This window comes from Metabacillus rhizolycopersici, assembly GCF_020075705.1.
On the sequence record NZ_JAIQUM010000037.1, the window covers coordinates 22,859 to 45,494 of the forward strand.

At 36.4% G+C, this 22,636-nt stretch carries 21 protein-coding genes and 1 riboswitch; of the genes, 18 read left to right on the forward strand and 3 right to left on the reverse strand.

The genetic code is table 11. From position 1 onward, the window contains the following. Positions 1 to 20 precede the first annotated feature (20 nt). Positions 21 to 452 (reverse strand): MarR family winged helix-turn-helix transcriptional regulator, encoded by a 432-nt coding sequence (locus tag K9V48_RS15855; RefSeq protein WP_224140004.1) that lies wholly within the window; start codon positions 450 to 452, stop codon positions 21 to 23. 115 nt (positions 453 to 567) lie between these two features. On the opposite strand from K9V48_RS15855, the gene K9V48_RS15860 reads away from it, so the two are divergent. The 18 genes from K9V48_RS15860 (at position 568) to K9V48_RS15945 (ending at position 20,935) form a co-directional block, all read left to right on the forward strand. Further along, entirely contained in the window at positions 568 to 1,155 is a 588-nt protein-coding gene (locus K9V48_RS15860; RefSeq protein WP_224140005.1) for an NAD(P)H-dependent oxidoreductase, read from the forward strand. A 441-nt stretch (positions 1,156 to 1,596) separates the two neighbouring features. Then, positions 1,597 to 1,698, forward strand: a riboswitch (glycine riboswitch). Between the two features lie 209 nt (positions 1,699 to 1,907). Further along, positions 1,908 to 3,308, forward strand: a complete 1,401-nt coding sequence (locus tag K9V48_RS15865) for an MFS transporter (RefSeq protein ID WP_224140006.1) — start codon at positions 1,908 to 1,910, stop codon at positions 3,306 to 3,308. Positions 3,309 to 4,075: 767 nt separating this feature from the next. Then, complete coding sequence (locus tag K9V48_RS15870; RefSeq protein ID WP_224140007.1) at positions 4,076 to 5,437, forward strand: aspartate aminotransferase family protein; 1,362 nt, start codon at positions 4,076 to 4,078, stop codon at positions 5,435 to 5,437. Between the two features lie 3 nt (positions 5,438 to 5,440). Then, positions 5,441 to 6,964 (forward strand): pyridoxal phosphate-dependent decarboxylase family protein, encoded by a 1,524-nt coding sequence (locus K9V48_RS15875; protein WP_224140008.1) that lies wholly within the window; start codon positions 5,441 to 5,443, stop codon positions 6,962 to 6,964. Beyond that, complete coding sequence (locus K9V48_RS15880; RefSeq protein WP_224140009.1) at positions 6,942 to 8,696, forward strand: IucA/IucC family protein; 1,755 nt, start codon at positions 6,942 to 6,944, stop codon at positions 8,694 to 8,696. Before K9V48_RS15875 ends, K9V48_RS15880 begins: the two co-directional genes overlap by 23 nt. Beyond that, on the forward strand, positions 8,693 to 9,292 hold the full coding sequence (locus K9V48_RS15885; RefSeq protein WP_224140010.1) for a GNAT family N-acetyltransferase: 600 nt from the start codon (positions 8,693 to 8,695) through the stop codon (positions 9,290 to 9,292). The genes K9V48_RS15880 and K9V48_RS15885 overlap by 4 nt, the downstream gene beginning before the upstream one ends. Further along, a complete protein-coding gene (locus K9V48_RS15890; protein WP_224140011.1) occupies positions 9,271 to 10,566 on the forward strand; it encodes a lysine N(6)-hydroxylase/L-ornithine N(5)-oxygenase family protein in 1,296 nt (431 codons plus the stop codon). Before K9V48_RS15885 ends, K9V48_RS15890 begins: the two co-directional genes overlap by 22 nt. Beyond that, positions 10,566 to 11,729, forward strand: coding sequence for an MFS transporter (locus K9V48_RS15895; RefSeq protein ID WP_224140012.1), 1,164 nt, complete (start codon positions 10,566 to 10,568; stop codon positions 11,727 to 11,729). Before K9V48_RS15890 ends, K9V48_RS15895 begins: the two co-directional genes overlap by 1 nt. Continuing rightward, positions 11,726 to 13,534 (forward strand): IucA/IucC family protein, encoded by a 1,809-nt coding sequence (locus K9V48_RS15900; protein WP_224140013.1) that lies wholly within the window; start codon positions 11,726 to 11,728, stop codon positions 13,532 to 13,534. Before K9V48_RS15895 ends, K9V48_RS15900 begins: the two co-directional genes overlap by 4 nt. A 457-nt stretch (positions 13,535 to 13,991) precedes the next feature. Next, positions 13,992 to 14,147 carry a hypothetical protein gene (locus K9V48_RS15905; protein WP_224140014.1) on the forward strand — a complete coding sequence of 52 codons (156 nt, stop codon included), beginning with the start codon at positions 13,992 to 13,994 and terminating at the stop codon, positions 14,145 to 14,147. A gap of 87 nt (positions 14,148 to 14,234) precedes the next feature. Then, complete coding sequence (locus K9V48_RS15910; RefSeq protein WP_224140015.1) at positions 14,235 to 15,701, forward strand: IS200/IS605 family accessory protein TnpB-related protein; 1,467 nt, start codon at positions 14,235 to 14,237, stop codon at positions 15,699 to 15,701. A gap of 869 nt (positions 15,702 to 16,570) precedes the next feature. Continuing rightward, on the forward strand, positions 16,571 to 16,951 hold the full coding sequence (locus K9V48_RS15915; RefSeq protein WP_224140016.1) for a cell wall hydrolase: 381 nt from the start codon (positions 16,571 to 16,573) through the stop codon (positions 16,949 to 16,951). Positions 16,952 to 16,974: 23 nt separating this feature from the next. Beyond that, positions 16,975 to 17,448, forward strand: coding sequence for a spore coat protein GerQ (gerQ, locus tag K9V48_RS15920; RefSeq protein WP_224140017.1), 474 nt, complete (start codon positions 16,975 to 16,977; stop codon positions 17,446 to 17,448). 277 nt (positions 17,449 to 17,725) lie between these two features. Beyond that, entirely contained in the window at positions 17,726 to 18,730 is a 1,005-nt protein-coding gene (locus K9V48_RS15925; protein ID WP_224140018.1) for a macro domain-containing protein, read from the forward strand. Between the two features lie 77 nt (positions 18,731 to 18,807). Continuing rightward, positions 18,808 to 19,461 carry a vWA domain-containing protein gene (locus K9V48_RS15930; RefSeq protein ID WP_224140028.1) on the forward strand — a complete coding sequence of 218 codons (654 nt, stop codon included), beginning with the start codon at positions 18,808 to 18,810 and terminating at the stop codon, positions 19,459 to 19,461. Positions 19,462 to 19,537: 76 nt separating this feature from the next. Further along, positions 19,538 to 19,726, forward strand: a complete 189-nt coding sequence (locus K9V48_RS15935; RefSeq protein ID WP_224140019.1) for a hypothetical protein — start codon at positions 19,538 to 19,540, stop codon at positions 19,724 to 19,726. A 189-nt stretch (positions 19,727 to 19,915) separates the two neighbouring features. After that, the gene (locus K9V48_RS15940) at positions 19,916 to 20,365 is read left to right on the forward strand and encodes a hypothetical protein (protein ID WP_224140020.1); all 450 of its coding nucleotides are present in this window, start codon (positions 19,916 to 19,918) and stop codon (positions 20,363 to 20,365) included. An 81-nt stretch (positions 20,366 to 20,446) separates the two neighbouring features. Next, complete coding sequence (locus K9V48_RS15945) at positions 20,447 to 20,935, forward strand: GNAT family N-acetyltransferase (protein WP_224140029.1); 489 nt, start codon at positions 20,447 to 20,449, stop codon at positions 20,933 to 20,935. Between the two features lie 303 nt (positions 20,936 to 21,238). Here the strand turns inward: K9V48_RS15945 and K9V48_RS15950 are convergent, their stop codons facing one another. Further along, positions 21,239 to 22,267, reverse strand: coding sequence for an alpha/beta hydrolase (locus tag K9V48_RS15950; RefSeq protein ID WP_224140021.1), 1,029 nt, complete (start codon positions 22,265 to 22,267; stop codon positions 21,239 to 21,241). A 198-nt stretch (positions 22,268 to 22,465) separates the two neighbouring features. Continuing rightward, positions 22,466 to 22,606, reverse strand: coding sequence for a ScaI family restriction endonuclease (locus tag K9V48_RS29705; RefSeq protein ID WP_368858296.1), 141 nt, complete (start codon positions 22,604 to 22,606; stop codon positions 22,466 to 22,468). Positions 22,607 to 22,636: the final 30 nt, after the last annotated feature.

Here is a 22,636-nt window from a genome sequence, read left to right on the forward strand (position 1 = left end):
TGTTGATAGTTATCGTATGATTAAGGATGAAATAATTTTTTCTGAAGAGTATCGATTGCACGTTCAATCTCTTTTAAATCTTCTTCAGAAGTATTTTGTATACGATTTAGAAAACGTGCTTCAATTGTACCAAATACTTCTTTCATTAAAACTTCCCCGTCTTGCGATAGATGAATATATTGTTTTCGTTTGTCTTTATTATCATTTATCTTTTCAATTAATTTTTTCTCATTTAACTTGCTAAGCTCACGACTAGTATTTGAAATAGACATATTCAGACAATCATTAATTTCACTAGGAGTCACAGGTTGACTAACTGCAATAAATTCAAGAATGTTATATTGAACTTGCGAAATTGAATTTGGTTTTGCATTTTTCGTTAATTCATTTGTTACACGATGAACAGAAGTTGTAAATGATACCAGTTTGTAAAAAAGCTCTTTTTTATCCATTCTCTCACCTCTTAAGACAAGATAACAAAATGGTTATCAAAATACAATTATCAATTGATAATTAAAATTAAGGATGCTACAATTTAGTTATCAAATGATAATTAAGAGGTGCCATATGAAAATGCTAATCATTTATACATATCCCAATCATAGTAGTTTAAATTATGCATTTTTACAAAACGTCATCAAAGGCAGTAAAAAGAATCCTAATATTAAAGAGTTACAGGTCTTAGATTTATATGATGAGGGATTTAATCCACTTTTAGTGTTTAACGAGCAAAAACGAAGACGTGATATGCATACTGACCCTAATATTGAAAAATATAGACAACAAATTACATGGGCTGACAAGATTGTTTTTATCTATCCTATTTGGTGGGGAAGACCTCCCGCGATGCTTTTGGGATATATAGACCAATTATTTGCTTCAAATTTTGCTTATAAAGATAAGAAGGGACTTTTCCCGGAAGGGCTGCTGAAAGGAAAGTCCGTTATATGTATATCTACCATGAAGGGTCCAACGCACTATCCATTTCTTTGGTTGAACAATGCACATAAAATTCTAATGAAAAGAGCATTATTTAATTTTGTGGGAATCAAGAAAGTGAAGTTTTTTGAATTTGGGAATATGGAAGGTCCAAAGGGAAAACAAATGAAAAAACTTGAAAAGATTTATAATTATTTTAAAAGATTAGACCACTAGGATAACTCGATACCTCATTTAGATAAGTCACGGGGAACCGTATGATAAGTAAATGAGGTCTTTTAAATTCTGAAAAAAATAACAAGCCAAAAATTCCACGTTATGTGTAAAAACTTGTATATTTTTGGCTTTTTGGGATTATTGGTTACAAAACAATTGCTACCCGTTAACTTAACAAGCGTTAATATTAAAGTCTCTCTTAAATTAATAATATTCTAGAATAAGGAGACGACTTTAATGAATATTGAAATGTACGATGGATTACCGATAATCTCCGTTCTTTTATCTTAAAAAGGAAAGACAATGTATTTACATGATGTTCTAATTGTAACACTAGTGAGTATGAATAATTATTTAATTATGAAAGCGTTTTCGATTTTAGTTGACATGATCGATTTTTAAAATTATTCTAAATATATAGAATATAAAATATATAGATGGATGATAGTTGCAGGAGAGCGTTTATTATAAACCGCCGAAGGAGCAAACTTCAATAAGACCTTTGAAGCGAATCTCTCAGGTAGAAGGAACTGCAACTGGACACACCTCTGGAGAGAGCGTATGAATAGATACGTCACCAAAGGGGAAGGGCTCTATTGAGCTAAACTCTCAGGTAAAAGGACAGAGAAGGGCAGAGAAAAACATACTGTTTTTCTCTGCCCTTTTTGTTGTGCCTATAATTTACGCGATCATCATCACTGAAGAGACATAGTTAGTTTAATGGATATTTAACCAAAAAGGAGAGGTTCGCCATGGAAACAAGCTATAAAGGTAATAACAGAATGATGACAGGGATTGTATTTGGGGTTCTTACTTATTGGCTTTTCTCACAGTCACTAATAAATGTGATGCCGGAAGTTCAGTTAGATCTGGGAATTTCATTAGGAGTTTTGAATACAGCAATTAGTTTAACCGGTTTATTTTCAGGTATGTTTATTGTAGCAGCTGGAGGAATATCTGATCGAATTGGACGCAAGAAAATGACGACTATTGGCTTACTATTAAATATAATTGGTTCACTTTGTCTCGTCTTTGCACAGGAGACGGTTCTCTTAATTATTGGGCGTGTGATTCAAGGCTTCTCGGCAGCGTGTATTATGCCTGCGACGATTGCTTTGGTGAAAACCTATTTTGACGGTGCTGATCGACAAAGAGCCTTAAGCTACTGGTCTTTTGGATCTTGGGGCGGCGGGGGCATTTGTTCGTTTGCTGGAGGTTTAATTGCTACATATTTGGGATGGCGTTGGATCTTTATTTTTTCCATCATACTCACTGTGCTATCTATGTTTTTGATTAAAGATGTACCAGAGAGTAAAGCAGAACAAAGCAATTCATCAAAATTTGATTTTTCTGGCTTTGTTATCTTTATCCTAGTGATGGTTGCTTTAAATGTTGTCATTACACGTGGAGGTGACTTCGGTTGGACAAGCCCGATTTCGTTAACGTTAATGGCTGTCACTGTCATAGGAGGCTGGGTATTTTTTAAAGTTGTAAAAGGAAAATCTAACGGATTTATCGATCTTTCTTTATTTGAAAATAAATATTTTACTGGAGCTACTGTGTCAAACTTTTTACTGAATGCTGTAGCGGGAGCACTTATTGTTGCGAATACATATGTCCAAATGGCAAGAGGATACAGTTCTTTTCAATCTGGGTTATTATCTATTGGCTATTTAGTTGCTGTATTAGCGATGATTCGTGTTGGTGAAAAAATATTACAACGAAGTGGTCCAAGAAAACCGATGGTCTTGGCTTGTCTTTTAGTGATAGCTGGAATTATGTTAATGACCTTAACAATGTTACCAAATTCGATTTATTCCGTTGTTGTTTTTATTGGTTTTACAGTGTATGGAATTGGACTGGGCCTTTATGCGACACCATCTACAGATACAGCAGTAGACAATGTTCCGTCAGCAAAGGCAGGAGAGGCAGCAGGTATTTATAAAATGTCTAGTACACTTGGCGGCTCATTCGGTTTAGCGATATCTGTTACTGTTTATGGTGTAGTTGAAAAGGCTGGAAATATGGAAGCGGCTGCAAGTATAGGGTTGCTGGTAAATGCTATTTTTGCTTTACTAGCTTTACTAGCTGTAGTAACTGCGATTCCAAAAGAAGGTGTCAAGAAATCGATAAAAGAGAGGAAGGCTTCGTGAACTATTGTGAGTCATGCATCGTAAAGAAGAAAGATAAGAAGTATGTTGGAAATAAAGATCATAATTAAATCTTATTTAGATGTGTTACGGTGAACCGTATCACAAGTGAAGGTAAATATAAAAAAGTAAAGATAGAGATTGATAAAATAAAAAAACTTATAGGATGTTGAACAAGTACTAGATTTAAAAATTCCTTACGAATGAAATGAAGAAGAATTGGAAATAGGCAGGGTGGGTTAACTGGAGATGTTCGCTCACCCAAAAATCGTTTGGGTCTTTCCTATGGATACTTAATACGAAGGCTGCTCAATACTCTTTATACCACATCTATATTTCTTTAACTCTCGTTGTATCAGCACATTTACAATAACTAACCGCTCCCCTTCTTGTAACTAATCCCTTGTTGTTGACTTAATTTATTGACCCTATCCCATTACATTTCACATATAGTAATAACTGTTCTCTGAATGTGCGATTCTTCAATAAGAAGGTCGCTTTTTTTATTGAAGAAAATTCATTTGGTGTAGATGAGCTGGTTTTATTTGATCTAATATACCTATGCATAAGTAGAGTTGTTTAGTGATATATTTGTCTGACTTTTCGGAAAGAGATAAGCAGTTTGTAACTAGGAAATGTATGATGGCATAGGGAAATGTTCGTGTTTTTCAGATAATCATTGACGTTGAGAAACATTATCATTTATCATCTTAACTAATAATGATAATCATTATCGTTGTAGATTAAAGTGATTAATAGGAGGATATGATATGTCTATTTCAATTCAACAACAGGTTTCAAATGAAACATTGCTTTCTATGCAAGATGTTCGTGAGTCAAATGCAAGGTCTTATCCAAGGCGTCTACCAATCGCTATTCAGAAAGCAGAAGGTGTTATCGTAACGGATATGGATGGAAAAGAATATATTGATTGTTTAGCAGGAGCCGGTACTTTAGCTCTTGGCCATAACCATGCTGTTGTTCATGAAGCGATCCAAGAGGTAATAGCGAATTCCGTTCCCCTACACACATTAGATTTTACGACGCCTGTAAAAGAAGCTTTTGTTGATGAAGTATTTGCAAGTTTACCAGAGTCATTTGCACGAAAAGCTAAGATTCAATTTTGCGGACCAACAGGTGGAGATGCCATTGAAGCTGCACTTAAGCTTGTCAAAACAGCAACAGGTAATCGGACAATCTTATCTTTTCAAGGTGGTTATCACGGCTCTACGCATGGCGCGTTAAGCATTACCGGAACAACTAGTCCGAAAAAGCATATTCATGCGCTTGTCCCAGATACTCATTTTTTACCGTATCCATATGAATATCGCTGCCCGTTTGGGATTGGTGAAAAAGGACATGAGTTTATTAGTACGTATATTGAAAACACTTTAGATGATCCTGAAAGTGGAATCGTTACCCCAGCGGGAATCGTCGTTGAAATTGTTCAAGGTGAAGGGGGATCGATACCAGCACCGGTTGAATGGTTAAAACAATTGCGACGTATAACAAAAGAAAGAAATATTCCTCTTATTATCGATGAAGTACAAACAGGTATCGGTCGTACTGGAAAGATGTTTGCCTTTGAACATGCGGATATTGAACCAGATGTCCTAGTAGTATCAAAAGCAATTGGTGGAAGTTTACCTCTATCCGTTGTTCTTTACGATAAACGTTTGGATGTATGGGAGGTTGGAGCTCATATTGGAACATTCCGAGGGAATCAACTTGCAATGGCAGCAGGAAGGGCTACATTACAATTTATTAAAGAACATGATTTGCCTGAACAAGCTTCTAGGCATGGACAATATTTCCAAACGGAGTTAAAAAACATTCAAAAACGAGTCAATTCTATTGGTCAGGTGCGCGGCCTTGGACTCATGCTTGGTGTTGAAATTGTTGATAAGACAAAGACTCCTAATTTAATTGGAAGCTACCCAGCTGCCGGAGAACTTGCCAGAGCTATTCAAAGAGAATGCTTGAATCAAGGGGTCATCTTAGAAGTCGGTGGAAGGCATGGGGCTGTTATTCGTTTATTGCCACCATTAATTATGACAAAGCAACAAATAGACGAAGTACTTGCTCGTTTTGAAGATGCAATCATTGCGGCGGAAAAGAAATGGGTGAAATAAAGCATGAACTCGTTTAATAAGTGGTTTTTATCAACAGCTTCCAATGGTGTAGAAAATTATCACAAGTTTATGACAGAAGCAGTAAAAGTCGTTTCTACACACTATCGAGATCTTGAAAAACCATATCAACATATTGAGATAGAGGAAATCCAAAACAAAATTGAAGCTTATGTCACATTTGAAGAGAAGGGGAAATCACCAGATGCTGTTTTAGCATCATTGCAGGATCTGGTGATGAAGCATTCGCTACATATTTCCCATCCGGGTGCCATGGCTCACTTGCACTGCCCACCGTTGATACCAGCACTTGCTGCTGAAGTGATTATTACTGCGTTAAACCAATCCATGGATTCGTGGGATCAAAGTCCAATAGCGACATATATAGAAGACGGTGTCACCCAGGAGGTAATCAAAGAAATCGATTATCCTAATACCGCTTCAGGTGTTTTCACAAGTGGTGGAACCCAATCAAATTATATGGCACTATTGCTAGCGCGTAATGAATATTGTGCCAAGAATTTTCTGATAAATGTAAGCAAACAGGGATTGCCAATCGAAGCAAAAAAGCTACGAATCTTTTGTTCGGAAAAAGCCCATTTTACGGTACAGCAATCAGCCGCACAATTAGGATTAGGTATGGACTCAGTAGTCAGCATCAAAACAAACGAAAACTATGAAATGTGCACAGATGATTTATATGAAGAAATTGAAAAAGCAAAGCAGCAAGGATATCTCCCTTTTGCAGTAGTGGCAACGATTGGAACGACTGATTTTGGAAGTATAGATCCTCTGGATGAAATCTCTAAACTAGCCGAAAGGGAAGGGATGTGGCTACATGCAGATGCTGCGTATGGTGGAGCCTTACTTTTTTCAAATACGTATCGTCACCTATTATCTGATCTGAAAAAAGCGGATTCGATTACGATGGATTTTCATAAATGGTTTTATCAGCCAGTTAGCTGCGGAGCATTTTTTGTGAAAAATTCTTCTATGTTTGAACACATTCAACTGTATGCTGATTACTTAAATCCAGAAGAAGATCAACAACTTCATCTTGTTGACCGTAGCATTCAAACAACAAAGAGATTTGATGCATTAAAAGTTTGGTTGACATTTCAAGTAGTTGGGAAACAAGAGTTTGGGAACATGATTGATTATACAATAAAAACTGCGAAACAGACGGCAGCATTTTTGCAGAATCAAATAAACATTGAGGTACTGAATAACCCTGTTATGAACGCGATTGTCTTTCGCTATCAACCAAAGGTTATTTATAAGGATAATCAAAAACAACAACTACTATATGAAAATACGATTAATCAGTCTATTCAACAGTTGCTTTATGAACAAGGAAATTTGATTATGGCGAAAACAAAGTATCAAGAAAAAGTCTATTTGAAATTAACGATGTTAAATCCACTTATTACATTTGATGAAATGGTAAAACGGTTAAATGAAGTCATAATCGTTGGACAGAAACTCGAACAAGAGGAGGAGCAATTACATGAATGCTCAAGTTTCAGCTAATTTTATTACAATGCAAAATATCATCAATTGTTATATTCGAGAAACAGGGCTAGGTGAATGGCAATCATTAAAAGGAAGTCCGGCGGATGAAATGTTGGTGCTTAAATTAAAAAGTCAACCAGTCACATTGTTTTTCCCTGTAAAATATCGCTCTGTTACTGGGCGCCACTTATTTAAGCAAGATTTAAGTTATCAAATTGATTATCATGAAAAGCAAAATCTGGATCTAGTTACACTGCTATCACTATTACTAAAAGAGGTTACAGATGATTTATTACAAGTAAATGAATTAATGATACGTGTTCTTTTAAGTTATGAAAATATGAACGTATTTATTGAAACAAGGCAGCAAGAGTTAGAAGAGTGTTACAAATGGGATAAAACATTTTTACAAGCAGAGCAATCTTTATTAATTGGTCATCAGCTTCATCCAACGCCAAAAAGTCGTCAAGGAATTTTGCCTGAGGAAGAATCTGTCTTTGCACCTGAATTAAAAGGGGAATTTCAGCTTCATTATTTTAGAGCGCATCGCTCGCTGGTTAAGGAACAATCCGCTTACAAACTTTCTGCTTCCGATACCATTAAGTTGCAGTTAAAGCAAGATAACAAGGTATCAAAAGAATTTATCTTGCAATATTGTCAAAATGATGATTATACGCTTATTCCGATGCATCCACTGCAAGCGCGTTTTTTACTAGGAAAAGAAGAGGTGGGCAATTGGATTCAAACGGGACAGCTTACTTATTTAGGCCCACAAGGAGAACCATTTTATCCAACATCGTCTGTTCGTACGGTTTATAGTCCTCGTGCAGATGTCATGTATAAGTTCTCGATTCCGGTCAAAATTACAAACTCCCTGCGAGTGAATAAATTGAAAGAATTGAATCGCGGTGTGGAAGTAACGAGATTGCTACAGGCAGGTTTAGAAGATGAGTTATTTGAGAAACATCCCGCTTTTCACATTATAAAAGATCCAGCATATGTGACGTTAGGTGATCAGGAACTTGGGTTTGAAGTGATGATTCGTGAAAATCCGTTTAAAGAAGCAGATGGAAAAAACACAACGCTTTTAGCAAGTTTATGTCAAGATCATGTATTCGGTGAAGCATCACAGCTAGCAAACATTATCCATAAGATTGCTAGTAGCGAAAACCTTACAACAGAACAAGTGAGTCAAAATTGGTTTAAGCGTTACATCGAGATTACCTTAAAACCAATGATGTGGCTATATACACAAAAAGGAATTGCGTTAGAGGCTCATCAACAAAATTCAGTCATTAAATTGGATCAGGGTGGGTATCCAGCAATATTCTATTACCGAGATAATCAAGGCTATTATTTTATGAAATCCAAAGAGACGGAGCTGCTTGAGTTGCTGCCATCTTTAAATGCAGAAAGTGATACCGTGTGTGCAGATGAGATTGCTGAAGAGCGATTCCGTTATTATGTATTTTTTAATCATTTATTGGGTCTTGTGAATGCTTTTGGTGTGAGTGGGCTAATAGATGAACTGAAGCTATTAACAATAATTAGAGAAGAACTGGAACAATATCTTTCTCAAGATCATACGAATCTCGTTACAACGCTCCTTAATCAACAAGAGCTTCCATGCAAAGCAAACTTTTTAACACGTGTCCAGGACATGGATGAATTAGTGGGGACTTTAGAGGGGCAATCCGTTTATGTCAATGTAGAGAATCCATTGTATAAAGCAGTTGGTGTACGTTTATGACTATTTTGATGCAAACTCGTTATCCATATATAATAGAAGATTTCCGGATAAAGCAGAGTATTACGTTCCGTCATGTTTCTTTACAAGAAGATTTTGAACGATTGTATTCATGGATGCATGAACCGCACGTTATTCCTTTTTGGAAGTTGAATATTGAAAGAGAAGCATATAAGCAACATCTACAACTTTTTATCAATGATTCACATCAACAGTTATTGATTGGTGAAATAAACGGAGTGCCGATGAGCTACTGGGAATCTTATACGGTTGAGGGTGATGTGATTAGTAAGTACTATGATTACGATCAAGGTGATCAAGGGATTCACTTATTAATTGGTGAAACAGATTATTTAGGTAAGGGATATATCTACCCATTACTTTTGACTATTTTAAAGCATAAATTTGAAATCAACGAAACGAAAAGAATCGTGGCAGAACCTGATATCAGAAATGGAAAAATGATTAAGGTCTTTATGAAGTGTGGTTTTCAGCCTATGAAAGAAGTAAATTTACCGGATAAAACAGGATTACTTCTTAGTTGTGAACGGAATGTATTTGAAAGAAGGTGGAGTGAATGGAACAGCGGAAGATTTTAGACGTTATTGGAGTAGGGATTGGACCATTTAATTTAGGATTAGCGGCCCTGCTTGAAAAGACAGATTGTACTTTTATGTGTTTTGAACAAAAGTCCAAGTTTGATTGGCATCCGGGAATGCTCCTTGAAGGAACAACCTTACAAGTGCCGTTTATGGCTGATCTTGTCACTATGGTAGATCCAACGAGTCCATATAGCTTTTTAAATTATTTGCATGAACATGAGCGTTTGTATCAATTTTACTTTTTCGAGAAATTTCAGATTCCTCGGAATGAATATAATCACTATTGTCAATGGGTAGCTGATAGGTTAAACAGTTTGCAGTTTAACAGTGAAGTGAAACAAATTAAGGCTCATACAGAAGGTAAGACGTACTTTGAAGTATCCGTTCAACAAGGGGATATCATTAAGTCATACTATTGCCACCATGTTGTCCTTGGTGTTGGGACGAAACCTGTGATTCCAAAAGACTTTCAATCGCTACAAAATGAACAACTGTATCATTCATCTCAATATAAAATGAAGCGAGAGAAAACATTGCAAGCCAAAAGTATTACGGTTATCGGTTCAGGGCAAAGTGCGGCTGAAATTGTATTTGATTTATTGCAACAGCAAAATGAGAAGAACTATGAGCTAAGCTGGTATACACGTTCCAAAGGGTTTTATCCGATGGAATACTCAAAACTTGGTTTAGAGCATTTTTCACCGGACTATACGCGCTACTTCTATCAATTAGAACATGAAAAAAAACAAAGGGTGTTAAAAAATCAAGCACTGCTTTACAAAGGGATTAGTTTCAAAACAATTAGTGATATTTATGAACTAATCTATGAACGCACGATTGGTGGAGAGAAGTGTCCGATTACGATGCGAGCATTAACTGAATTAACAGAGATTGAAAGAATAGAAGACAGTCATGAATTAACCTTGTATCAATATGAACAAGAAGTTTTTCAAAAAACAGTCAGTGATGTTGTCATAATGGCAACAGGATATCAAAGCTCATTTCCTTCCTTTTTGAATGGGATGAAAGATGAGTTGCAGTTTGATGAACAGTGTCAGTTAAAAATTGATGAACAGTATAGGGTGAAAACATCGATTGAAGGTGCTTCCTTATTTGTTCAAAATGGTGAGCTGCATACGCACGGAGTAGGGGCTCCTGATTTAGGACTTGGAGCTTATCGGAACGCTGTGATTATCAATCAAATTGTCGGAAAAGAAGTGTATAAATTATATAATCGAACAGTCTTTCAGCAATTTGGTTTAAAAGAGTAATGAATCGAACGGCATTTGTCTTTACGTGTTTGTTTATCACGATGACGTCTGAAGTGTTATTATCTCCCTTTTATCCGCAGTATTTCACAGAGGCATTTGGCGTAAATGGAGTTGAGATGACGTCTGTCTTTATCATTTGCTGCCGCCTTGTTGTGATTGTGATGACACCGATATGGGGAAGTGTATTAAAGAAATGGTCGATGAGAAAAGTTGTGTTATGTACACTTTTTATGACGGCTATCTTAAAGTTCATTCTTAGTGGAAGTACCACGTTTTCAAGCTTTTTAATCGTCTCTCTTTTATTACTAGTCTTTCAGAGTAGTTTATACCTATTGTATCCCTATTTAGTAGGAAGTATAGACAAGCAAGAAGGGAAAGCGAGAAAAACAACCATTTATCTTGTGGTCTTACATACGGCAATTATTGTTGCAAGTTTATTTGGAAGTGTCGTTATTTCGTGGGACGTACCACTTAAAGTGTATCAGATTTTTGCGTTTATGGATCTTTGTTTATTGTTGGGATTATTTCTGACAAAAGGATTACTAACAAGTGCATCCAAGAATCATCAGTCAATACGCTTAAAAATGATGACAGGGTATCTTTTCTTTTATATGGTTGCTATCTTTTTCTTTCATCTTGGTCATAATGTCATTCGCCCGTATTTTACCTTAATTGTAGATGAAAGATACGGGGTAAATAATCTAATTAATGCTTTATTATTTGTGATGCCAAGTATGATGGCCATTCTATTGAAATTTTGCGTACCACTCCGCGTGTTCGATGGTAAAGATATGCTGTTGTTTTATATCGTGACGATTCTTAGTGCGGTTGCGTTAGTTGTCCAAGCATCTATCGATAGTTTAGGTGTTTTTATCATTAGTCGAATTTTATATGGAGTAGGTTTTTATCTAAGCATGGTTATATTAGATATCTATCTATTTCGTCAGTGTCAAACAGGGGCTACTTATTATTACAGCTGGTTAATTGCTGTGCAAAATGTGGCTCTGTTGCTTGCTCCGCTGGTGGCATTAACCGTGAGTGAAGTAAGCTTTTATGCGCCATTACTATGTGGTGCCGTGTTATTAGTGATAGCGATAAGCGTAATGATGGTACATAACAAACCATTCATATTTTTTAAACAAGTGAAGGAGAATGAAGGATGAAGATTACCGAAACCAAACTTTCCATGTTTACAAAACACTCATGGGAAAAAGCGAATCAACAGCTACTTGCGAAAATGCTTCAAGAATTTATGTATGAAAACATTATCGAGCCTAATGAAATACAAAGAAAAGCAGATGTGACGGTGTATCAATGGAAAGATCGAAAAGGAGTGACATACACCTACCAAGCAAAAGAAAAGTTATTTGATAGTGTTTATGTTCTTGCTGATACAATCCAAGTAACGGCTGAGAATCAAGAGGTTGGACTTTCTGAAGCGCTGCAGTTATTAATTGGGTTGTCAGAAGAAGAAGGGATGACAAGTTCTACAGCAGGACATTTAGCTAAAGAGTTTTTTCACACATTAGTTGCCGATTTGCATTTACAGAATCGTCCATCAGCAGATGAGTTGTCTGAAATGGATTATGCTGAGTTGGAAGGTGAAATGACGGGGCATCCATGGATTACGTACAATAAGGGGAGAATTGGATTTGGCTATGATGACTATATCCGCTTTGCTCCGGAGCAGAAAAATCCGATCCAATTATCATGGATTGCTGTTGCCAAACAAGTATGTTCATTTCAATCGATTGCTACGCTGTCATTTGAAAAAATGATAAAACAAGAACTAAGTGAACATACGCTGAACACATTCGCTAATCGATTGAAGGAACAGCAACTAGCAGAAAGTGATTATTACTATATACCTGTTCATGAATGGCAATGGGTGAATGTCATCGTGCCACTTTATGCAGAATATCTTGCAAATGGATTAATTTTTCCCCTTGGAGAAGGCGAGGACAGCTATTTACCGCAACAGTCCATCCGAACATTTGTGAATACAACTCACCGAGAAAAATTTCATGTGAAGTTGCCGATGAGTATATTAAATACACTAGTTTATCGCGGGCTACCAAGTGAACGAACTGTTATTGCTCCTCAAGTAACAGAATATATAAAGGGAATTCGAAATCAAGACGCCTTTTTAAAAGATACGTGTAAGATAGGATTGCTAGGTGAGGTAGCAACGGCAAATGTAAATCAACCAACGTTTTCAAATATTCAAAATGCCCCATATCAATATTTAGAAATGCTAGGTGTTGTATGGAGAGAAAGTGTTTATGAAGAGCTAGTAAAAGGAGAGAAGGCGATTACACTAGCAGCTTTATTGCATATCGATCAGACGGGCACAGCACTTGTATCAAAGTACATTGAAAAATCAGGTTTATCGGCTAAAGAGTGGATAGATGCCTTGATGCAAGCTATTTTGCCGCCATTATTGCATTATTTATATCAATACGGTGTTGTGTTTTCACCACATGGTCAAAATACAGTACTTGTGTTAAAGAATTTTAAACCAGTTCGGATTATTATGAAGGACTTTGTTGATGATGTGAATGTTAGTGACCAGCCGTTTGATGAGTTACGAACGTTATCTGCAGAGTTGAAACATGTATTAAGAAGTGAAGAACCAGAAGGATTAACGCAATTTATTTTAACCGGTCTATTCATTTGTCATTTTCGCTATTTAGCGACAATAGTAGAAGAACATGAAGGGGTAACGGAACAACAATTTTGGAGCAGTGTCCGTAATGAAATTATCCGTTACCAATCACAATATCCACAATTACACGATCGATTTAAGTTATTTGATTTATTGCGTCCTACAGTGACAAAATTAACGTTGAACCGAAACCGTATGTTTGATTATGGATATGAAGATGATGGAGATCGGCCGCATGCAAGTGAATATGGAAAGGTACGAAATGCCCTATATGAAGTTACGAAACTAGTGAAAACTACTTAATGTTGGAGCTGAAAAAAACCGCTAAATGGATTAGCGGTTTTTCTCAGATTGTCGAGAAACCCTTTTAATTCTCGGCAACATAAGGAAGAATTTACTTATATATAATAATTAATCACTTTCATATTAAAACACTTCACAAAAATACATCTGAAAACACAGTAATGTTTGGAAATGACTACAAGTAAACAGACCAATTTCTCATATAAAACGATGATATCAGTACATTTTGACACTAAAAAGCAGGGCGATTTAACAAAAGTTATCATCGTCCTGCCTTTTTAAGAGCTTCAGTCGCTTTATCTTTTCTAGCCAGAAGACCCCCATCTTCAAGACGAGCTAGCGGATAAGTGGGGGATGAATGGCTTTTTTGTTGGAAAATTTTTGTCCGAATATGGTAAATAGGATAAACTTTTTGGTATAATAATCATATCGAATATACGTTCGGGAGTGGAGAGGAATGAAAAAGGCCTATTTTTCAAAAAGAATCTATAAAAATATGTTGCCTAAAGTCTATATAGATGCTATTTCTCACTCCCTTCTTTTGTTTAATCGTGCGAAACATTTTGCCTTTCAAACACAAGCGGTAGAAAAGCGTTCAGGGAAAAGTAAGTGAGATAAGTCCCTTCACTTAACGGTGAAAAAACGTTTTGCTCTGAACGATTATTACACCAATTCAGTTGTTCAAGAAGCAAATGCTTTGATGACATCTCAAAGTGAACTGAAAAAAATGTATATTTCTACGAAGGAAGAACAAATCAAATCCGTTAAAAAGAAAATCAAAACGACAAAAGGTAGAGTAACCACGCTAACCAAAATTAAACGCTCATTCATCAAAGGAAAACCATCTTTCAATAAAACCTCCCGCGAACAACAAAAAGGAAGCTTTTTTGTTGTGCAGTTTAAAAAGAAAACGGATATTTACTATCATTCTTATCAATTTGAACACCACTACTTAGATATCCAACTAAAAGCTCTTAAGAACCGATTAGGTCGATTAGAGTTTCGCTTAGACCGACTTCAAAAACAACTTAAAACGTTACGAAATCAGACAAAAAGTGTGGTTTTTGGTGGTGAAAAACTGTTCAAAGGCCAGCACACTTTATATCATTATCGGAATAACCATAGGCTGTGGAAAGAGGATTGGAAACACTCTCGTTACAATAAAATGACGATTAGTGGTCGGAAGGACGCAAAATATGGAAATTTTGTCTTTTCGTATGTGTCAGAGACAAAAAATCTCCATTTCACCACTCTAAACGGTGTGACAGTTGACATACCGAATCTTGCCTTTCCTTATGGACAAGAAAACGTTGAAAAAGCGATTCAAACACAAGTAGACATGCCAGCTTATTTGAAAAAGAAACATGGAAATGCAGCGGCTTGGTCTGTTGAGGATCACGGTGATTATTACATTTTCAAAAGCATCATAGATCTTCCAGAAGAGGAAAGTGTAAACGATAGTAAATCCGATGGTGTAGTTGGTGTGGATTTGAATGTAGACCACATCGCATGGTCCAATATTAATGTGAAGGGTCAACTGATAAAATCGGGTGTATTTGAGTTTGATTTAGAGGGGAAATCTTCAGGTCAAGCAACAAAAATAATCGAAGCAGAAGCGATACGATTAGTCGATTTAGCTAGTAAACTGACGAAACCGCTCGTGATTGAAAAGTTGAATACAACGAAATCGAAAAGTTCAAATCCATACGGGAATAAAAGGGCGAATAAGAAAATGTCGATGTTCGCTTATCGTAAGCTGATTTCAGCTATTAAAAACCGTGCGCACAAGATGAGTGTGACTGTATTCGAAGTAAATCCGGCGTACACAAGTCAAATCGGTAAAATCAAATACATGAAGCGATTGGGGATAAGTATTCACCAAGCAGCTTCTTATGTCATTGCGAGAAGAGCAATGGGATTCCAAGAAAAGCTTCCACCAGTGTTGCATTCCCTACTACCAGAGAAGATCGTAGGTCTACATCACTGGACGCAATGGAAGTGGATTTCAAGCTGCCTATCTGACGTACATACTCATTATTTGTATCAGATAGAACTTTCGATTCCTAGCAAGCATTACTTGATGAGTAATCTTTTTCCTCCAGGGGCTCTCCCAAACTTGGTGGCAAAGGGTTTGTCTAAGAAAGAAAGTAGAAAACCCATTGCCTAGTTGAACGGGCAATGGTCTACTAAATCACTTGGTATGTCCTTTTAGGAATCCCCTATCTCAAAAATTAGGTAGAATTTTTGAGATAGGGGTAGTTCAATAATAATCATCGTAAATCTCCTTTTATTCATTATGTATCTAAAGTCAGATTACCAGTATTAAACTTATTATACAATTTCTTGTTGGATCAATTGAAAATATAACCCAACATATTGAATATCAAGTTAAATTCCGCAATCTGGGACTTTAGTAAAATAACGTAGGTGCCACTTTTGTAGCTTTTTCACCATTTCCATATTCCGCAATGGGGCGCCATTGTTGAACAACACAGGTAGAAAATGATCGAATTCATCCTCCAACAAAGAGTCTACAAGTGTAGAACTTCTCTGAAAGCCCAAAGCTCTGACACATTCGTTCAGGAATGTTCTTCTCCTACTGCACCCGAGAAGCTAGAATGATTATCTGCTCTGGTAATCGTGAATAACTTTTCGGTAGAAAAAGAGCAAAAAGCACGCATAGAATTTTACCCAACAAACGATAGGGTAGTTGTTGGAACCTTATATGCTATCTACTTTTCAAAGAACGACTTGTATAGAAAGGTGGCAGCACATGCGTTCGTGTTATTCAATCATTTTGACTAGCGCCAACCGACATTCATCTTTTCCCCACTCATTGGGCTAGGCCCCACGCATTTATTGAGGAAGGGGTCTTCTGTCGGAAAATGATAAATCTTAATATGGTGTAGCGAAAATCTAGGGAACAGGACAACACTCTTTTCGTTGAGGATACATTTTCCTAAGTTTAGGCTGGTAGGCAAGTTACCACAACCAACTTCAGTTAATAAGTTATCTGTATAAGCCGAAGGGATGAACATGGTGGGAACGGTTGTGTTCAATCAGGTCGAGGCTGACTGTGCTCCTGACTTCAAGGGGTTGCGCGATATTAGACATGAGATTTATCAAACTATACCTGGAACTGGAATTCCTCACTTTGAGCCCGTCTTAAATGGAACATTGTATACACAACATCCCAAAGAAGCTGACTTCCAGAGGGCTAGGGATTTGTTACAGGGTGATAGGGAACCTCGTTCAAGAATAAGTTTGTGTTTTTTTAACCCCAGTCCGGGGAAAAAGTACCGAGCTCCTTGTACCGACACGATGCCAAGATCCCCCATGACGAAGTTCGATTTTGCGCACAAGAACCATTGCTTCTATGTCGATGTACCGAGCTATTGCACAGAGTTTTATAGATGAATTAAAAAGGAGCTGATCTTCTCATGACTTGCGAAGACTCTACTTATTATCCAACGAATTATTATCATGGTTATTATCCAACTTCCATGATGCGGGCCAGTAACGCACAACCTGGCACACAACCTGCTGGCTTCCCGATGGCTATGCCTTCTGGACCCGCATTTGCCGTCCCGACGGTCCCGATGGGGACTGCGCAGCAACTTCTGGGAGGCGCGATGGAAGAATCATTTATCGAAAATATTTTACGCTTCAACAAAGGTAAGATTGGTACATTCTACTTTACTTACCAAGGTAACAACAAATGGAATGCAATGGTTTACCACGGGCGCGTAGAAACGGCTGGTCGTGACCACATCATCATCAGCGACCCGTCCAGCGGCAAACGCTACCTACTATTGATGTCGAATCTCGACTGGGTAGAATTCGAGGAACAAATTAACTACCCTCAAGCGCAAATTAATCCGGATGTTCAGGCATCACTGACGACATCGGAGTGAGTTTGTAGAACGCTAAAAACCCGCTTATTTCTTTTTGAAAATGAGCGGGTTTTTAATTTTGAGCACATATAGAATGTAGATTTAGCAATGAATTGAAGAGAGCGTTTTCGCTGCTAGTTTCAACAGCCACAGATGAGTAAAGAGATGCAGTACTGGGATCCCATTTTCTTGATAGTTTAAAAAACTAATACGCCCTCCCACTTTTTTAAAATCCCTTAATTAGCTATGATTGGAAGTATAGTAAAAAAAGACATTGTATAGGGAAAGGTACGATAGTATGCCATTAGAAATCGTTCGTAATGATATTACAAAGATGAATGTAGATGCGATTGTGAATGCTGCGAATACAGGACTGAAAATGGGTGGTGGTGTATGTGGTGCTATCTTTCGTGCGGCGGGTGCTAGTGAGTTGCAGGAAGCATGCAATCAAATCGGGGGATGCAAGGTTGGAGAAGCCGTTATGACCGATGGGTTTAAGTTGGATGCCAAATTTATCATTCATACACCAGGACCTATTTGGCAAGGTGGTACAAATCAAGAAGCAGCTCTGTTAAAGGCATCTTACTATAACTCTTTGGAACTAGCAAAAAATCACCAATGTGAGTCCATCGCTTTTCCATTGATTTCGACTGGCATATATGGGTATCCACAAGAGGAAGCATTACAAATTGCGGTTTCCACCATCAGTTCATTTTTATTCAATCATGACATGCTCGTTTATCTAGTTGTTTTTGACAAGAAATCGTTCGGTTTAAGCAAAAAGCTATTTACATCCATCCGTCAATATATTGATGAGCATTATGTAAGGGAAGTAGAAAGCACGTTTCATCGACGTGGAAGAGAAGAACGATATGCTATGGAGAAATTCCAAGAAATCGAAATTTTTCAGCAAGATATAGGTGAAGAAGCAAACGATTCTTTAGAATACCTGTTGAACCAACTCGATGAATCTTTTTCCGAGCGGCTGCTTCATTTAATTGATGAAAAAGAAATGACGGATGTTGAGACGTATAAAAGAGCGAATATTGACCGCCGATTATTCTCTAAAATTCGGAATGGAGTCGATTATACGCCAACGAAGAAAACTGCTATTGCCTTTGCCATTGCTTTAAAATTAAATGTAGATGAAACGGTGGAGTTGCTAACGACTGCCGGTTATACCTTGTCGCATAGTAGTAAATTTGATGTCATAATTGAGTTCTTTATCGGGCAAGCCAACTACAATATTCATGAAATCAATGAAGCCTTATTTGCTTTTGATCAACCATTACTCGGTGCATGAAATGTCGCTTTCAAAGCGACCATTTCTTATTGGATCATTGTTATCCTAAGTTTATAAAAGAACGGAGGATGATAATGATGAAAAGGAAGTTAACAGAATTAGTTTTCATTTTAGATAAAAGTGGCTCAATGGCAGGACTTGAAGCAGATACAATTGGTGGTTATAATGCGATGCTGATGAAACAACAAAAAGCTGAAGGGGAAGCCTTTGTGACTACGGTATTATTCAATCACTTTTACGAATTATTGCATGACCGAATCAATGTAAGAGGCATATCTTCTATTACTGAAGAAGATTATGAAGTAGGGGGAACAACTGCGTTATTAGATGCAATTGGTTTTACTATTCAAAAAATGATAAATGTACAAAAGAGAACAAGTGAGGAGGAACGTGCAGAAAAGGTACTATTCGTGATTACAACGGATGGGGTGGAAAATGCTAGCCGTGAATACACAACGGACAAAATCAAAAAAATGGTTCAGCATCAAAAAGAGAAATATGGCTGGGAATTCATGTTCCTTGGAGCCAATATTGATGCCATCTCAACCGCTGCACGATTTGGAATCGATGAGGATTTTGCGGTTGAATATCATGCCGACCATATAGGAACGCAATTAAATTATGAAGCGGTAAATGAAGCCGTGATGAACCTTCGAAGTGGCAAAAAGATTGATCGAGGCTGGAAAAAAGGCATTGAGAGGGATTATAATCAGCGTTCGAGGAATGAATAAAATACAAAAATGGGGATGTAAAATGGATTTTATTAGGCATCTACAATGTAGGCACAAGATCTATGGTGGACCAGGTATGGGAGAAAAATCTGCAAAGCAGTATAATACTCGTTTGGAAAACATGTTGAAATATGGAATATATGATGGAGAAACTAGTGTTACTCCGGAGATTATTGAAAAGATTCATCAGAAATATGTGAATGCTAGTGGTGAATATCAACGAACGATCAAATACTATTTAGAATACAAAAATGGCCTTTTATAGTTATGATTTTATTCTTGTAAGAACCTGTCCCTTTGTTCCTTCGAAAAAGCCAATTAAATAGTGCATTCAAAAGAGTCTATACCCTCGTGATATAGACTCTTTTTGTCGCAAAAACTTGGATTATTATGCAATACTAGTGAGAGAAAGTGTAATTTTTTATAAAATAATAGAGAGGAGAAACAAGCAATTATGAAACTTATCCTTTTATTAGATAGAGACTCCGTACATGCAGGAGATGATGGTGCATCTCATAAAAAATCAATCACGATCAAAGACGATATACCAGTAAAACAATTAATCGAAAAACTAATGAGTAATAAGGAATATGTATTAGCATCAATTTACGGCGGAAATATCCTGTGGAACGTAGAAATTAAAGGATTATGTGTTGCACAAGTCGTTCAGACAGAAAAGAAGGACTATCAAGTGTTTGGAGTGGATCATTTCATTTCGAACTATAGCAATGAAGAAAATAGTGTTGGAGTTAAGTTCCGCTATTTTAGGTATCAAGGGAAACATCAATTTACTGAAATCGAGAAGCAAAGTTCTATTCATTATCCATGGTCTCCGATCTATTATTATGTAGGGATTGATTACACAAAAGAGAAACAAGTCTATTTTGGAAAATGGGGTATGTAATAGAATTAGGTTTGAAGTTTACGTTGATTTTATTCAATAAATCGTGTGATTAATGGTTTAATTTTGGAGGAAATGATGGATATGTTAAAATTTCGAAATGTTAAAATGGAAGATTTACCTGAACTTGTTGTCATTGAACATCTCTGCTTTACAAAAGAAGAGGCTGCGACGAAAGAAGGATTCGAAAAGCGGATTCAACTTATTCCGGATAGCTTTTTTGTAGCTGAAGAGGATGGAGTGATCATTGGATTAGTCAATGGACCTGTCATTGAAACACAATATATTACAGATGACTTATTTAGCGATATAAAGAGGAATCCAACATCTGGCGGTCATCAAAGTATTCTAGGAATAGCAGTTTCCCCACAATTTCAAAAACGAGGCGTGGCATCAGCGTTACTTGCACACCTTGAAAACGAAGCAAGGGCAAACAAGCGGGAAACAATCACACTAACTTGTAGGGAGAACTTAATTTCCTTTTATGAAAAGGATGGATACGTCAATCAAGGTGTTTCTGACTCTAAGCATGGTGGAGTTATTTGGTACAACATGAGTAAAAAATTGCAGTGAATTGTTTAAGAATTTGGCGATTTAGGAATGGTTTATCCAATCAAAGCTAATTTTTTGCCATCAGACTTACTAGCATGATGTGTAGAAACAATAAAGTTGTTTAATTCCCGTATAGAAAACAAAGGCCTTACTACATATGAAATGTAATAAGGCTTTTAAAAGATGTTTGAAAACGCTTTGATCTATACAAGTTTATTTTAAAAAAGATAATAAAGTAGTTTAATATTATTGCACTAAAGCCCATGTTAACTTAAGTACAATTCTTCACAAGCGCACTTTCAGGTAAGTAAAAAGCTACCATATTTATTTTATAAATGTATCACACATCCATTCATAAAATTTTTCCTTCTCTTCAAACTGTGGATAATGAGCTGATTGATTAAAAGAAATAAATTCCTTGTTATCAGCTTCAATCATATCAAAATATTTTTTTGCTGCATTAGATGAAGTCATATAATCATATTTTCCCATGATAAAATAGAATGGTAATTCAAGTTCTGTTACGATGGAAGGTAATGAGTTCTCCGTTAAATTTTTTAACAAAATATTTTGGGAATAGGGTAACCCATAGTTGTAACGGATTATATCTAATAAATTATATTCGCTGCTTACTAACATACCTATGTTATTACCATCTGGGTTATCAATAAGTCTGGTAGCTCCACCATATTTTATAACATAATTTCGTGGAGTAAACATTTCGCCATTTTTGATTTTTGCAGTAATCCCTTGTAAATATAAAACATCATCCGTATTGCCAGCATTTTGTGCCTGATCAATCGTATAATTCAAATTGTCAATCTCGCTTTCTACTATATTACTCATCTGTCCGATACCAACATATGCTTCATATTTTTCAGGGGTTTTATAGGCGGCTTGCATTCCAATATATGTACCATATGAATGACCAATTAGTATTACCTTCTCTTTATCAAGTCGTTCTTTTATATAATCCGTTATCGCCAATAAGTCCTCAACTAATAAGTCTGGTGAAAGGTTGGAATAGTCCTCAAAAAAATGAAATGATTTTCCACTCGCTCTTTGATCATAATGAACAACAGTAAATTTCGTTTCCAATAAGTCCTGATATTTTTCAGCATACGGAATTTCTGAAGTTCCTGGTCCTCCATGTACAAAAAGAATAACAGGATTATCCTTATCATTGCCGCGTATCATAATTTCTTGACTAGTCCCATTTATCTCTACTTGTTCTAATACATTCATACTATTATCGCCTTTTATATGCTGAGTCCATGTGGGACGAAAAAGTGCTATGATTAAGAATAGGATAACGACTCCGATCAATTTTAGTGGCTTTTTTATATGTTTCATATGAATCCTTTCTGCTGTATGTATTTATTTGCCTTGAATAAAGTAAATGATTTAATTGTAAAATCGGCTGCTTTTACTTCACAATCGCATACATTTAATCTTACTACATATTGGAATTAGATGGGATTTTTATTTGTAAACATATGAATTTGTTATTCACAAAGCCTGCCTCGTTAGACATTAGACCAATAATAAGTTTTAAACAACTTTCTTGTCACTTAACACATCAAATATTTCAAAGTGAACAGTGATATAGTAACCACAATTATTTTTCCTGTTTTCCTGCCCATAACTTTTATTTCTAAAAAATTCCGAATGATCCCTCAAACTTTTTTCCAATTAATTTGTTAGAATAGGACTATCTACTAA